We start from the raw sequence: 13298 nt of genomic DNA, 5'->3' as shown, positions 1-13298 counted from the left end.
ACCCTCAGCGTTCCCCCGCCACCCCGCGCGATCTCCACCGGTGCGCCCTGGCGGTCCCTGCGCGGCCTCGCCCTTCTCCTCCTGCTCCCGATGCTGGCCGGCTGCAACCTCGTCGTGATGCAGCCCTCCGGCGACGTGGCGGTGCAGCAGCGCAACCTCGTACTCGCCTCCACCGGCCTGATGCTCCTCATCATCGTGCCGGTCATCGTGCTCACGCTCCTGTTCGCGTGGCATTATCGCGCCGCGAACAAGGAGGCGGTCTACGATCCCGACTGGCACCACTCGACGCAGCTCGAAGTGGTGATCTGGACCGCCCCGCTGATGATCATCATCGCGCTCGGGGCGCTCACCTGGATCAGCACCCACACGCTCGACCCCTACCGCCCGCTGACGCGGCTTGCGCCCAACCGCCCGGTGCCGGCCGACGTCAAGCCGCTCACCGTCGAGGCCGTGGCCCTCGACTGGAAATGGCTGTTCTTCTATCCGGACCAGGGCATCGCCACCGTCAACGAGCTCGCCGCCCCGGTCGATCGGCCGATCAACTTCAAGATCACGGCCGCGTCGGTGATGAACTGCTTCTACGTGCCGGCGCTCGCGGGCATGGTCTACGCCATGCCGGGCATGGAGACGAAGCTCCATGCGGTGATCAACAAGCCGGGTGTCTATGACGGCCTGTCGGCGCAGTACAGCGGCACCGGCTTCTCGCGCATGACGTTCAAGTTCCACGGACTCGCGCCGGAGGAGTTCGACGCCTGGGTCTCGAAAGCGAAAGCCCAGGGGTCGGACCTCAGCCGCGACGCCTACCTTCAACTTGAGAAGCCGAGCGAGGCGGAGCCGGTGCGCTACTACACCTCCGTCGCCGACGGCCTCTACAGTTCGATCCTCAATATGTGCGCGGTTCCGGGCAAGATGTGCATGAGCGAGATGATGCGCATCGATGCGGCGGGCGGTGCCGGCATCGAGAGCCGCGAGAATCGCGAGCGCCTGCGCTACGACAACCGCCACCTGGAGCGCGGGGACGAGGCGCCGGGAGCCACCGTGCCGGCCTCGGGCCGCGAGCCGCGCAGCGAAGCCCCGCGCGGCGGGGCGCATGGCGGCCATGAGGCACCCGGCACGGACCACGCGCCCGTCGCGCCGACGCAGCGCTCCCCCTGAACCACCCCGTCCGTCGGATTCTCGCACAGGGCGTTCGCATGTTCTCGAACCCAGATCTCCAGAAGCTGCTTCTCGGGCGCCTGACTCTCGAGGACATCCCCCTGCACGAGCCGATCCTGGTGGGTACCTTCGTGGCCGTCGCCATCGGCGGCCTCGCGGTGCTCGCCGCCATCACCTACTTCCGCTTCTGGGGCAGCCTCTGGCGCGACTGGATCACCAGCGTCGATCACAAGAAGATCGGCATCATGTACGTGATCCTGGCGCTCGTGATGCTGCTGCGGGGCTTCGCGGACGCGCTGATGATGCGCGCCCAGCAGGCCGTCGCCTTCGGCGCCAACGAGGGCTACCTGCCGCCCCACCACTACGACCAGATCTTCAGCGCCCATGGCGTCATCATGATCTTCTTCATGGCGATGCCGTTCGTCACCGGCCTGATGAACTACGTCGTGCCCCTGCAGATCGGGGCGCGCGACGTCGCCTTCCCGTTCCTCAACAATTTCAGCCTCTGGATGACGGTGAGCGGCGCGGTGACGGTGATGATCTCGCTGTTCGTCGGCGAGTTCGCCCGCACCGGCTGGCTCGCCTTCCCGCCCCTCTCGGGCGCGGACATGAGCCCGGGCGTCGGCGTCGACTACTACATCTGGGCGCTGCAGATCGCGGGCATCGGCACCACGCTGTCCGGCATCAACCTGATCGCCACCATCGTCAAGATGCGGGCGCCGGGCCTGACCATGATGAAACTGCCGATCTTCGTCTGGACTTCGCTCTGCACCAATATCCTGATCGTCGCGGCCTTTCCGGTCCTCACCGCCACCCTGGCGTTGTTGTCGCTCGACCGCTATGTCGGCACGCATTTCTACACCAACGACCTCGGCGGCAATCCGATGATGTATTTCAACCTCATCTGGATCTGGGGCCATCCGGAGGTCTACATCCTGATCCTGCCGGCCTTCGGCATCTTCTCGGAGGTGACCTCGACCTTCTGCGGCAAGCGCCTGTTCGGCTATGCCTCGATGGTCTACGCCACGGTGGTGATCACCATTCTGTCATATCTGGTCTGGCTGCATCACTTCTTCACCATGGGCTCGGGCGCCAGCGTCAACTCGTTCTTCGGGATCACCACGATGATCATCTCGATCCCGACGGGGGCGAAGATCTTCAACTGGCTGTTCACGATGTATCGCGGCCGGATCCGGTTCGAACTGCCGATGATGTGGACGGTCGCCTTCATGGTGACCTTCGTGATCGGCGGCATGACCGGCGTGCTGCTCGCGGTGCCGCCGGCCGACTTCGTGCTGCACAACTCGCTCTTCCTGATCGCCCATTTCCACAACGTGATCATCGGCGGCGTGCTGTTCGGCATGCTCGCGGGCGTCAATTACTGGTTCCCGAAGGCGTTCGGCTTCCGACTCGATCCGTTCTGGGGAAAGGTGTCGTTCTGGTGCTGGGTCGTCGGGTTCTACGTCGCCTTCATGCCGCTCTACGTGCTGGGCCTGATGGGCGTGACGCGGCGCGTGCAGCACTTCGACGATCCGTCCCTGCAGGTCTGGTTCGTCACGGCAGCGATCGGCGCGGTGCTGATCCTGTTCGGCATTCTGGCGATCCTGATGCAGTTCGCCGTCAGCATCCTGCGCCGGGGCAAGCTGCGCGACCTCACGGGCGATCCCTGGGGCGGGCGCACGCTCGAATGGTCCACCTCCTCGCCCCCGCCTGAGTACAACTTCGCCTTCACGCCCGTCGTGCACGACCTCGATGCCTGGTGGGACATGAAGAAGCGCGGCTACAGCCGCCCGCTGATCGGCTTCAAGCCGATCCACATGCCCAAGAATACCGGGACGGGCGCCATCCTGGGGGCTATCAGCATCGCGTTCTCGTTCGCGATGGTCTGGTACATCTGGTGGCTGGCCGCGTTGAGCTTCGTCGCGATGCTGGCCGTCACGATCATCCACACCTTCAACTACAACCGCGACTTCACGATCCCGGCCGAGGTCGTGGTGCGGACCGAGGATGCGCACACCGCCGCGCTCGCCGGACGGGCCTGACGCCATGACCATGCACGCGAACACCGCCCCACCCGGCACCGAAGCGCCGCTGTTCTACGCCGAGGAAGAGCACGCGCACGAGAGCGGGACCCTGCTCGGGTTCTGGATCTACCTGATGAGCGACTGCCTCGTCTTCGCGGTGCTGTTTGCGACCTACGGCGTGCTCGGGCGCAGCTACGCCGCGGGCCCGTCGCCGAACGACGTGTTCAACCTGCCGATCGTGGCCGTGAACACCACGATGCTGCTCTTGTCCTCCATCACCTACGGCTTCGCGATGCTGGAGATGGACAAGGGCCAAGTCCGCGGCATGCAGCGCTGGCTCGTCGTCACCGGCCTGTTCGGGGCGGCGTTCATCGGCATCGAGCTCTACGAGTTCGCGCACATGATCCGCGAGGGCGCCACGCCCCAGCGCAGCGGCTTCCTGTCCTCCTTCTTCGCCCTGGTCGGCACGCACGGCCTGCACGTCACCTTCGGCCTGGTCTGGCTCAGCGTGCTGATGGTGCAGGTGGCGCAGCGCGGGCTGATCGCCGACAACATGCGCCGGCTCCTGTGCCTGTCGATGTTCTGGCACTTCCTCGACGTGGTCTGGATCGGGGTGTTCACCTTCGTCTACCTGATGGGAGTCCTGCGATGAGCCACGCCGCCGGAGACGCCGCGCCGCATGGGCATGAGCACGGGCATGGGGGAGCCGGCCACGGCACCTTCGAGGGCTACGTCACCGGTTTCGTGCTCTCGGCCATTCTCACGGCCATTCCGTTCTGGCTCGTCATGGCCAACGTGCTCGATGACCGCGTCCAGACGACGATCGCGGTCCTTGCCTTCGCGGTCATCCAGATCGTGGTGCACATGGTCTACTTCCTCCACATGAATACCAGGTCGGAAGGAGGCTGGACCGTCCTGGCGCTGATCTTCACGGTCACGCTGGTGGTGATCACGCTGACCGGGTCGATCTGGGTGATGCACCACCTGAACACCAACATGATGCCGCTGTCGGCCGAGCATGTGCGCCACGGGATGCCCTGACCGGAACCGGGTCGGACGCCTGGGTGCGATGTCGCCCCGGGACCCGGCGTCGGCGTGCGGGGCGGGCCCGGACCGCGCCGGGACCCCAGGCCGGTGGACGGCGCGCGAGATCGTCTTGGCCGTGCTCGCGCTCGGCCTCGCCGCCGGGCTGGCAGGGCTCGGGATCTGGCAGCTCCAGCGCCGGGCCTGGAAGCTCGACCTGATCGCGCGGGTCGAGCAGCGCGTCCACGCGGCGCCCGTTCCCGCCCCGGCCCGCGCGGATTGGGCGCGCGTGACGGCGTCCGGCGACGAGTATCGGCGCGTGCGCATCACCGGCCGCTTCCTGAACGACCGCGAGACGCTGGTGCAGGCTCTGACGGCCCTGGGCGCGGGATACTGGGTCGTCACGCCGCTGCAGCAGGCGGATGGGACGATCGTACTCGTCAACCGCGGCTTCGTGCCGCCCGCTCTCCGCGAGCCCGGGACGAGGCGCCGGAGCGAGGCCGCGGGAACCATCACCGTCGTCGGCCTGTTGCGCCTGTCGGAGCCGAAAGGCGGGTTCCTGCGGAGGAATGATCCGGAGGCGGGCCGCTGGTATTCGCGCGACACGGCGATGATCGCGGCGGCGCGCGGCCTTCCCGACGCCGCGCCGTATTTCGTCGACGCCGATGACCTGGGCGGCGCAGGCGGCTGGCCGCGAGCCGGGCTGACCATCGTCCGGTTCCCGAACAACCACCTTCTCTACGCCGCGGTCTGGTTCACGCTCGCGCTGATGGTGCTCGCCGGCCTCGTCTGCGCCCTCCTTCGGGGACCGGGCGAGGAGGGCGAAACCGCGGAGCGTTCGACGGAGGCGCCAGATCATGTCGAGCCGACAGCGCGTTGTCAGGAATCGGCAATGACGGGCACACTCTGATCATCCGGTCCGGGGGAAAGCCGACCCCACCGGCAACGGACATCGCCACGAGACGAAACATCGGAGGAACCGCCATGGCAGACCAGACCACGGGCGCCGGGACGACGCCATCGCCCACGACGGAAGCAAGCGGCAGCGACCGGGCTTCGCCCAGCCCCGACATGATGCTGAGCCTGTGGACGGGATGGATGGAGCAGATCTCGGCCGCGCCGCAGGGTCTCCAGAACCCGGTCTGGCCGCCGGCCGTCCCGCCCTTCGGCGCCGTCCCGCCCCTCCTGTCCGAGGATCAGCTCGCCAGGCGCCTGACCGAGGACCCGCTTCTGCGGTCGATCGACCAGATCTGGAATGCCAATCCGCTGCGCGAGGTCGTGCCGATCGACTGGGCCGGGATCGCCTGGGCCCTGCGAACCGTCTGGCTCCGATCGGTGAACAAGCCCGAGGCCGCCGCTTCGCTGATGGATCTCGGCCAGGGCGTGTGGAAGTCGCTGCTCACCGCTTGGGAAGAGGCGGGGCAGAACTGGCTCGGCCTGTTCGGGCTTTCATCCGCGTCGGCTCCGGCGGCGGCACGGCCCGACAAGCGGTTCTCCGCCCCCGAGTGGCGGACGAACCCCGCCTACCTCGCCCTGAAGGAGCTCTATCTGCTCGCTTCCGACTGGCTTCTGGAACGCGGCAATATCAGCGATCTCGACGAGGCCGAGCAGCACCGCCTCAATTTCCACCTGCGCCAGTTCGTCGATGCCATGAGCCCGGCGCTGGTGCTGACGTCGAACCCCGTCGCCCTGCGCAAGGCCCTGGAGACGGGCGGCGCGAGCCTCGCCGACGGGGCGCGCAATCTCCTCGCCGATATCGCGGCCGGGCGCCTCAGCATGGTCGATGCGAATGCCTTTGCACCGGGGCGCAACCTCGCCCTCACGCCCGGCAAGGTGGTTCACCGCAACGCGCTGATCGAACTCATCCAGTACTCGCCCACGACGGAGCAGGTTCATCAAACCCCCCTGCTGATCGTGCCGCCCTGGATCAACAAATTCTATATCCTCGACATGCAGCCCAAGAACAGCATGGTGCGGTACCTGGTGTCCCAGGGCTTCACCGTGTTTCTGATCTCGTGGAGGAATCCCGATGCGTCGATGGATGGGATCGGCATCGAGGACTACATCGATCTCGGGCCGCTGGAAGCGAGCGAGGTGATCCGCGAGATCACCGGCAGCGAGACCGTGAACGCGATGGGCTACTGCATCGGCGGGGTTCTGCTGACGCTCACGCTCGCCATCCTGGCGGCGAAGGGCGACCAGCGCTTCAACTCGACGAGCTTCATGGTGTCGCCGCAGGACTTCTCGCGGATCGGCGACACCGCGGTGTTCATGGATGAACCGACCCTCGACCTGATCGAGCAACAGATGATGGAACGCGGCTATCTCGACAGCCGCGCGATGAGCAACATGTTCAATCTGCTGCGCTCGAATGATTTGATCTGGTCGAACGTCGTCAACAATTACCTCCTTGGCAACAAGCCGCCTGCCTTCGATCTGCTCTACTGGAACAGCGACGGCACCCGAATGACGCGGGCGGCCCACAGCTGGTATCTGCGCAACACCTATGTCGAGAACAACCTGATCAAGCCGGGCAAGATCAGCCTCAAGGGGGAGACCGTCGATCTCGGACGGGTCAGGCAGGACACCTATGCGGTCGGCTGCGAGAAGGACCACATCGTGCCATGGGACTCGGCTTGGCGCATCACGCAGCTGTTCGGCGGGGCCGTGCGCTACGTGCTGGCGTCGAGCGGCCATGTGGCGGGCGTCATCAATCCTCCGGGCGGCAAGGGCGAGTATCGCACGGCCGAAGGTGACAAGCCCGCTGCCACGCCGGAGCAGTGGCTGAAGGGCGCGAAGCGACACAGCGGCAGCTGGTGGCCGGACTGGTCGGCCTGGCTCTCGGCCCGGTCGGGCCCCTTGGGCGCGCCGCCGGCCCTGGGCAGCGCCCAGCATCCGCCCCTGCAGGACGCGCCCGGGACCTACGTTCTGCAGACTTAAGACCGCTCAAGCTGAACTGGAGTCGATTCTCGGCGAAGCGATGCCTTTTTGAGATTTTGGCACCGTGGCAACCCTGATGAATTGGCTACGGCACTCACCATGATCCCAACGGCCCGGTGCGTCAGCATCTTGGGCCGTTGGGATCACTTGCGGATACGCTCAGTTTGAGTTGCTAAAGAGAAGTTGATCTGCGTGAAAGCTGCCACGCTCCTCATGCTGAGGCGCCAGCGATGGACGATCGCACCGGCAGCCTCTCGGCCTGAGTTCACCCTGGCTGTGCCGCCCCTGACGGATCAAACCTCAGGACGAGCCATACGGATCAGCGCACCCCAAGACGGTGCGTGGCCGATCGAGACCGCGGCAGCCGAGGCGAGGACGTCCGCCTGACCTGTCCGGAGACGACCGGTGATCGGCGCGCCCGGCCTCTCGTCGCCCGCTCCCTCTTGCATGTTTGACGGGCCGACCAGCGCACCAAGCTGTGAGGTGCGTCGCGGCCGGTGGCCACCGGCCGCGACGCGGGCGGCCGGGATCGATCTCCCTCTAGGATTGGCACCGTGGGAAAGCAGGATCCGGCCGCCCTCTGGCTCTTGTCCTGAACAGATGCTGGGGAGCAAGTCCCGTATGCAAGGCAAGGAAGTGTCCAAACAAGAGACCGCGGGCAAGTCTAGCGTGGGGATCGACGTCAGCAAGAGCTGGCTCGACGTCCACGTCCTCCCCTCCGGCCAAGCCCAGCGGTTCGCCAATACCGAGGTCGGCATCCGGCAGCTCAAGCGCTGGCTTGGGCGCTTTGCTCTGGGGCTGGTCGTGGTCGAGGCCACCGGCAAGTGGCACCGCCAGACCCGCCGCAGCCTGCATGCCTCGGGCCTGCCGGTCGCCGTCGTCGATCCGTTTCGGGTGCGCATGTTCGCCAAGGCGCAAGGCATCTGGGCCAAGACCGATCGGCTCGATGCCCGCGTGCTGGCGCAGTTTGCCGCGGTGATGGCCCCCCCGCAGCGCCCGCCGGCCTCGGACGCGCTCGAAGCGCTCCAGGAACTGGTCGCGGCCCGCGACAGCGCCGTGGCCGAACAAACCGCCCTCAAGAACCAGCTGGCCGCGGCCGCAAGCCCGTTCCTGATCCGCCAGCTCCAGGACCGTCTGGCCAGGATCGCCGCGGACATCGAGGCCCTTGCCGGCGAGATCCGCCGGCTCATCGCGGCCGATCCCGGACTGGCCCGGCGGCATGCCATCCTGGTCTCGATCCCCTCGATCGGGGACACGATCGCGGCCACCCTGGTGGCCAGCCTGGCCGAGCTGGGCACCTGCAGCAGCCGGCAGATCGGCCTGCTGGCGGGCCTGGCGCCGGTCGCCGACGATTCCGGCGCGCGCCAGGGCGTGCGGGTCATCTGGGGCGGCCGCCCGCCCGTGCGCCGCGTCCTCTACCTCGCGGCGCTCTCGGCCGCCCGCCACAACGCCGGCCTGAAAGCCTTCCACGAACGCCTGATCGCCAACGGCAAGAAGCCAAAGTGCGCCATCATCGCCGTGGCCCGCAAGCTCGCCGTGCTGGCCAACAGCCTCATCGCTCAGGACCGCCTCTGGACGCCAAATCAGCCCCAACAGGCTTGACGCCAAACACAGATGCTTTCCCGGACGACTGCAGCGGCAGCGGAATGCGACCCGGGATCCAGCACGAAAAGTCGCGCAGCGACCGCTGATGGTGCGTTGTCGATTGAGGACCGAAATTGGCTGCCACGGGCGGCAGCGCTCAGTCAGCCGGTTTCATCCGTCAGGATCGGCCCGAGAGGGAACAGCCCTGGCGGCTCATGCCAGATCTTCGGAGCCGCGGGCGTCCGGATCTCCCCGCCCGTTCTCATCGCGATCGGGGCCCGGTATATCCATCAGACAGCGGAGACGGTGGGATGAGGGCACTCGAGGACGTATTCGACCGACTCTCCCGATCCGCGTTCCGGCAGCGGTTCACGCTCGCGCCCGCAGAGCAAGCCTACCTGCGCGAGAAGGGCCTGCCGACGGTGATGGCCCATGCGCGGGACTTCGTAGCGCGGCGTCTCGCGCCGGCCGCACCCGCCAAGGACGGTAAGCAGACGCCCTTTCGCGGGCATCCGGTCTTCGTGGCCCAGCACGCCACGGCGACCTGCTGTCGAGGCTGCCTGTCCAAGTGGCACGGCATCCCGTCCGGACGCGAACTCAGCGCGGCCGAGCAGGATCATGTGGTCGAGGCGATCGGGCACTGGTTGCGTGCCCGAAGCGACGACGCCGGGCCCGCAGCAGCGGAGGAGCTTCCGCTGTTCGCCCGGGAGAGAACGGATCGGAGCGGCGCATAGAGCCCAGCCTGCGAACTCGCTGCGGGGCGTGAGCGGCCGAGGAGGATCGGCGCGGGCAGGCCCACGCGGTTCGATGCCGACCGCCCGCTCCACCCCCCGTTCCTGGACCACCGGTCCGACTGTCAGCGCCGCGCGTCCGCCGCCATGGGGCGCTCGTCCCACGCGTTAACCTTTTCTTTACCGTTCCGTTGTCGCCGCGCCGTTCCCGTGTCACGAAGGCTTAACCGAAGCTTAACGGGGCGGGCAGATGCGGAGCGCGGATCAGGGCCGGAGCCGGAGCGTCCTCAAGGCCGCCATGCTCCTCGCCAGCCTTCTGGCGGCGCCGGCCGCGCTCGGCCAGACCCTGGCCGCCCTCCCCCGGGCCGGGACGCTGCCCGCCGTCTCGGGCGAGGCGAAGCCGATCCTGGCCTGGACGGACTTCTGCCGCCGCTATGCGTCGGAATGCGCGGTGGATGTGAGCGAGCCGGACACGATCACGCTGAGCCCGCGGCTGTGGCAGACCATCACCGGCGTGAACCGCAGCGTGAACAGCCGCATCCGCCCGCTCACCGACCAGGAGCATTGGGGCGTGCCCGACCGCTGGGACCTGGCCGAGGACGGCAGCGGCGATTGCGAGGATTACCAGCTGCTCAAGCGCAAGCTCTTGGCCGAGAGCGGCCTGCCGCGGCGGGCGATGCGCATGACCGTGGTGATCGACGAGAAGGGCGAGGGCCACGCCGTGCTGATGCTGCGCACCGACCGCGGCGACCTCGTGCTCGACAACAAGACCAGCGCGGTGCTGCCCTGGCACCGCACCGGCTACACTTTCATCAAGCGCGAGGCCCAGGATGCCGTCGCCTGGGTCTCCCTTGGCCGCGCGGTCGGACCGGTCGTCACCGCGAACCGCTGAACGCTGCCGGCCGGGTTGCGGCCTGCCGGGCTTCCTCGGCGAAGGCCGCGGTGGCGTGCGCCCATGGGGTCGGCAGGATCACGCGCACCGGCGCGGGGGCCGAGGCGGCCCTCGCTTCGAGAGCGACGGGGTCGAGCCCGGGTCGCAGACCCAGGGCCGCTGCGCCGTCGCCGCCGGCCACCATCAGCATACCCAGCCACAGAGCACCGACGCCAAGAGCGTCCGCCCCGAGCCGCAACCATCTCCGTCCCATCGGATGACCTCGTCCCTGATCGCGGCAGCCTTGTTGAGAGCCGGCGCTCGCGTCGCAGACATCATCATCCGCACGGCTTAACGGTGCCACCTCGCCGACCAGGACGCAGCCTCGTCTTCGATGCAAAGACGGATCGTGCTGAATCGTTTGTCAGCCGTCTTGGCGAAGGGCCGAGATGGTGGGGGCGATCAGGGTGAAGTCTTCGTTTACTCTGGTCCCGGCTTGCTTGCGCGCAGGCGCTTGACGTTCCCGCGCCGCGTCTTCGTATCGAGGCGGCGCGTCTTCGAGGCGAGCGTGGGACGGGTCGGGCGGCGCGGCTTGGGCGGCACCGCCGCCTCGCGCACCAGTTCGGCGAGCCGCTCGCGCGCCTCGGCGCGGTTGCGCTCCTGCGTGCGGTGGGCCTGTGCGGTGATGACGAGGATGCCGTCGGCGGTGAGCCGCCGGCCGGCCAGCTTCATCAGGCGGATCGCCACCGCGTTGGGCAGCGACGGGGAGCGGCGCACGTCGAAGCGGAGCTGCACCGCCGTCGCGACCTTGTTGACGTTCTGCCCGCCCGGGCCGGAGGCGCGCACGAAGCTCTCCTCCAGCTCCGCCTCGTCGATGGTGATGGAGGGCGTGCATTCGAGGTCCACGGCGCGTCTCCCGCTCGGTCGGGCGAGAGATGACCCGCGCGGGCGCCGGGCACAAGGCGGATGCCCGCGCGGGGATCGCTTGCCGCTCAGGCTGCGGCGTCGAGGGCCGGATAGTCGACGTAGCCCCGGGCGTCGCCGCCATAGAAGGTGGCGCGGTCGTAGCGGTTGAAGCCTGCGCCCCGGCGGATGCGCTCCGGCAGGTCGGGATTGGCGATGAACAGGCGGCCGAAGGCCACCGCATCGACCTCGCCGCCGGCCAATGCGGCGGCCGCGCTCTCCGGCGTGAAGCCGCCGGCCGCGATCAGCGGACCGCCGAAGCGCGACTTGAAGCGCGAGGCGGCATCCGGAGCGTTCGGGTCGAGGGCGTTCACGTCGCTGCTCTGGTCGGCGCGCGGCTCCACCACATGCAGGTAGGCGAGGCCGCGCCGGCCGAGCTCGGCCGTCACGTGGTCGAAGAGCGCACCGGGGTCGCTGTCCTTCATGCCGTTGAAGCTGCCCCAGGGCGAGATCCGGATCCCGACCCGGTCCGCGCCGATCGCCGCCGCCACCGCGTCGACGATCTCGAGCTGGAATCGCGCCCGGTTCTCGATCGAGCCGCCGTAGCGGTCGGTGCGCCGGTTGGTGGAATCCTGCAGGAACTGGTCGATCAGGTAGCCGTTCGCGGAGTGGATCTCGACCCCGTCCGCACCCGCCGCCCGCGCGTTGAGGGCGGCCTGCCGGAACTGGCCCACGATCGTCGCGATCTCGGCCTCGTCAAGCTCGCGCGGCGTCTCGAACGGCACCGCGTTGAAGCGGATATCCATGTGGTTGCCCGGCGCCGCCACCGGCGAGGGCGCCACCGGCAGGGCGCCGCCCGGCTGCATCGAGGAATGCGAGATGCGGCCCGTATGCCAGATCTGGATGAACAGATGGCCGCCCTTGGCGTGAATCGCCTCGGCGACGCCGCGCCACCCCTCGATCTGCTCGGGCGTGTAGATGCCCGGCGCTCCCGGATAGCCGCGCGCCTGTTCGGTGATATCGGTCGCCTCGGCGATGATGAGCCCGCCGCGGCTGGCACGCTGGCCATAATATTCCGCGTTCAGGGGCTGGGGCACGTCGCCGGGCTGGCGCGAGCGCATACGGGTCAGCGGCGCCATCACGACGCGGTGGTCGAGCCGGATCGCACCGAGGGTGAGCGGCCGAAAGAGCAGATCAGTCATCATGGAAATCGCGAACTCCGGGAGCGGAGCCATGACACGGCCCCGGCTGTCCTGTCCGGGCGGAGCCGGACGGCTCTCAAATGGTCAGCCGGCGGCGCGCCGAAAGGCTCCGGCTGCGCTCTCCCGTTCAGGCAGTGCGGTATCGCACATGCCGCAAGCCGGTCAGGACGGGCCGCGTTCGAGGGTCGCGTGGGCGTGAAGGGCGTCGCGCAGGGCAATGATCTCGTCGCGCAGGGCCTTGAGGCGTTCGGGCGGATGGCCTGTGGCGCACAGGATCTCGTCCGGGAAAGGCAGCGCCTTGTGGCGCAGCGCGCGCCCGGTCTCGGTGAGCGTGATCCGCATCAGCCGCTCGTCGCTCTCGTCGCGGGCCCGCCGCACCAGGCCCGCAATCTCCAGCCGCTTCATCAGGGGCGTCAGCGTGCCGGAATCGAGATAGAGCCGCTGGCCGATCGCCTTCATGGTCTGCCCGTCCTCTTCCCAAAGCACCAGCAGGACGAGATATTGCGGGTAGGTCAGGCCGAGGCTGTCGAGCAGGGGCTTGTAGATGCGGTTGAAGGCATGCGCCGCAGAATAGACCGCAAAACAGATCTGGCTGGCGAGGTGGAGATCGCCGGAAGCCGGATCGCCCCGCGACGCGGGATCCTCGGCGTGGGAGCCTGACATGTCGGTCTCCTTCCTCCGCGGCCGGCCCCTGTGGCGGCCAGCGCCACGCCACCGTATGGATTGCGTACCATCCCCGATGCAGCCCGCGGGAGGATTGCCCGGAAGGATACGCGTCCGGCTCGAAGAAAACAAATTGCGCGCAATAAATTGGCGCGCTATATCGGGTCCGCCGGCTCGCCGGAGCCGTTCGGAGCCTCCGGGC

General features: G+C 68.0%; 13 protein-coding genes. 9 read left to right on the top strand and 4 right to left on the bottom strand.

What is annotated here, in order from left to right; all coding sequences use genetic code 11:
• The first annotated feature begins 90 nt into the window (after nucleotides 1-90).
• The 9 genes from cyoA (at nucleotide 91) to MNOD_RS22500 (ending at nucleotide 10349) form a co-directional block, all read left to right on the top strand.
• Entirely contained in the window at nucleotides 91-1155 is a 1065-nt protein-coding gene (gene cyoA / locus MNOD_RS22540; protein ID WP_244424809.1) for a ubiquinol oxidase subunit II, read from the top strand.
• Nucleotides 1156-1193: 38 nt separating this feature from the next.
• Complete coding sequence (cyoB, locus tag MNOD_RS22535) at nucleotides 1194-3197, top strand: cytochrome o ubiquinol oxidase subunit I (RefSeq protein ID WP_015931274.1); 2004 nt, start codon at nucleotides 1194-1196, stop codon at nucleotides 3195-3197.
• Nucleotides 3198-3207: 10 nt separating this feature from the next.
• Complete coding sequence (gene cyoC / locus MNOD_RS22530) at nucleotides 3208-3831, top strand: cytochrome o ubiquinol oxidase subunit III (protein ID WP_085984994.1); 624 nt, start codon at nucleotides 3208-3210, stop codon at nucleotides 3829-3831.
• Nucleotides 3828-4220 (top strand): cytochrome o ubiquinol oxidase subunit IV, encoded by a 393-nt coding sequence (gene cyoD / locus MNOD_RS22525; protein WP_015931272.1) that lies wholly within the window; start codon nucleotides 3828-3830, stop codon nucleotides 4218-4220. Before cyoC ends, cyoD begins: the two co-directional genes overlap by 4 nt.
• A gap of 28 nt (nucleotides 4221-4248) precedes the next feature.
• Complete coding sequence (locus MNOD_RS22520) at nucleotides 4249-5112, top strand: SURF1 family protein (RefSeq protein WP_015931271.1); 864 nt, start codon at nucleotides 4249-4251, stop codon at nucleotides 5110-5112.
• Nucleotides 5113-5186: 74 nt separating this feature from the next.
• Entirely contained in the window at nucleotides 5187-7142 is a 1956-nt protein-coding gene (locus MNOD_RS22515) for a PHA/PHB synthase family protein (protein WP_015931270.1), read from the top strand.
• A 621-nt stretch (nucleotides 7143-7763) separates the two neighbouring features.
• Nucleotides 7764-8744 (top strand): IS110-like element ISMno29 family transposase, encoded by a 981-nt coding sequence (locus MNOD_RS22510; RefSeq protein ID WP_015927424.1) that lies wholly within the window; start codon nucleotides 7764-7766, stop codon nucleotides 8742-8744.
• Nucleotides 8745-9037: 293 nt separating this feature from the next.
• Complete coding sequence (locus MNOD_RS22505) at nucleotides 9038-9460, top strand: DUF4186 domain-containing protein (protein ID WP_015931269.1); 423 nt, start codon at nucleotides 9038-9040, stop codon at nucleotides 9458-9460.
• Between the two features lie 247 nt (nucleotides 9461-9707).
• Entirely contained in the window at nucleotides 9708-10349 is a 642-nt protein-coding gene (locus MNOD_RS22500; RefSeq protein WP_015931268.1) for a transglutaminase-like cysteine peptidase, read from the top strand.
• Here MNOD_RS22500 and MNOD_RS22495 read toward each other — a convergent pair.
• From MNOD_RS22495 to MNOD_RS22480, 4 genes are all read right to left on the bottom strand, one after another.
• A complete protein-coding gene (locus tag MNOD_RS22495) occupies nucleotides 10333-10602 on the bottom strand; it encodes a hypothetical protein (protein ID WP_015931267.1) in 270 nt (89 codons plus the stop codon). The two genes, MNOD_RS22500 and MNOD_RS22495, sit on opposite strands and share 17 nt — an antisense overlap.
• 206 nt (nucleotides 10603-10808) lie before the next feature.
• Nucleotides 10809-11234 (bottom strand): alternative ribosome rescue aminoacyl-tRNA hydrolase ArfB, encoded by a 426-nt coding sequence (gene arfB / locus MNOD_RS22490; RefSeq protein WP_015931266.1) that lies wholly within the window; start codon nucleotides 11232-11234, stop codon nucleotides 10809-10811.
• Between the two features lie 86 nt (nucleotides 11235-11320).
• The gene (locus tag MNOD_RS22485; RefSeq protein WP_015931265.1) at nucleotides 11321-12436 is read right to left on the bottom strand and encodes an alkene reductase; all 1116 of its coding nucleotides are present in this window, start codon (nucleotides 12434-12436) and stop codon (nucleotides 11321-11323) included.
• Between the two features lie 159 nt (nucleotides 12437-12595).
• Nucleotides 12596-13096 carry a MarR family winged helix-turn-helix transcriptional regulator gene (locus MNOD_RS22480; protein WP_015931264.1) on the bottom strand — a complete coding sequence of 167 codons (501 nt, stop codon included), beginning with the start codon at nucleotides 13094-13096 and terminating at the stop codon, nucleotides 12596-12598.
• Between the last annotated feature and the right edge of the window lie 202 nt (nucleotides 13097-13298).

It is taken from the genome of Methylobacterium nodulans ORS 2060, from assembly GCF_000022085.1.
Lineage (GTDB): Bacteria > Pseudomonadota > Alphaproteobacteria > Rhizobiales > Beijerinckiaceae > Methylobacterium > Methylobacterium nodulans.
This window is presented reverse-complemented; position numbering and strand designations above follow the sequence as displayed.

Excerpts from the sequence above, each read along its gene's own strand:
- MNOD_RS22500 (WP_015931268.1), top strand. The coding sequence starts at position 9,708 with ATGCGGAGCGCGGATCAGGGCCGGAGCCGGAGCGTCCTCAAGGCCGCC.
- cyoA (WP_244424809.1), top strand. The coding sequence starts at position 91 with ATGCTGGCCGGCTGCAACCTCGTCGTGATGCAGCCCTCCGGCGACGTG.
- MNOD_RS22515 (WP_015931270.1), top strand. The coding sequence starts at position 5,187 with ATGGCAGACCAGACCACGGGCGCCGGGACGACGCCATCGCCCACGACG.
- cyoC (WP_085984994.1), top strand. The coding sequence starts at position 3,208 with ATGCACGCGAACACCGCCCCACCCGGCACCGAAGCGCCGCTGTTCTAC.
- cyoB (WP_015931274.1), top strand. The coding sequence starts at position 1,194 with ATGTTCTCGAACCCAGATCTCCAGAAGCTGCTTCTCGGGCGCCTGACT.
- MNOD_RS22510 (WP_015927424.1), top strand. The coding sequence starts at position 7,764 with ATGCAAGGCAAGGAAGTGTCCAAACAAGAGACCGCGGGCAAGTCTAGC.
- MNOD_RS22505 (WP_015931269.1), top strand. The coding sequence starts at position 9,038 with ATGAGGGCACTCGAGGACGTATTCGACCGACTCTCCCGATCCGCGTTC.
- MNOD_RS22485 (WP_015931265.1), bottom strand. The coding sequence starts at position 12,436 with ATGATGACTGATCTGCTCTTTCGGCCGCTCACCCTCGGTGCGATCCGG.
- cyoD (WP_015931272.1), top strand. The coding sequence starts at position 3,828 with ATGAGCCACGCCGCCGGAGACGCCGCGCCGCATGGGCATGAGCACGGG.
- MNOD_RS22480 (WP_015931264.1), bottom strand. The coding sequence starts at position 13,096 with ATGTCAGGCTCCCACGCCGAGGATCCCGCGTCGCGGGGCGATCCGGCT.
- MNOD_RS22495 (WP_015931267.1), bottom strand. The coding sequence starts at position 10,602 with ATGGGACGGAGATGGTTGCGGCTCGGGGCGGACGCTCTTGGCGTCGGT.
- MNOD_RS22520 (WP_015931271.1), top strand. The coding sequence starts at position 4,249 with ATGTCGCCCCGGGACCCGGCGTCGGCGTGCGGGGCGGGCCCGGACCGC.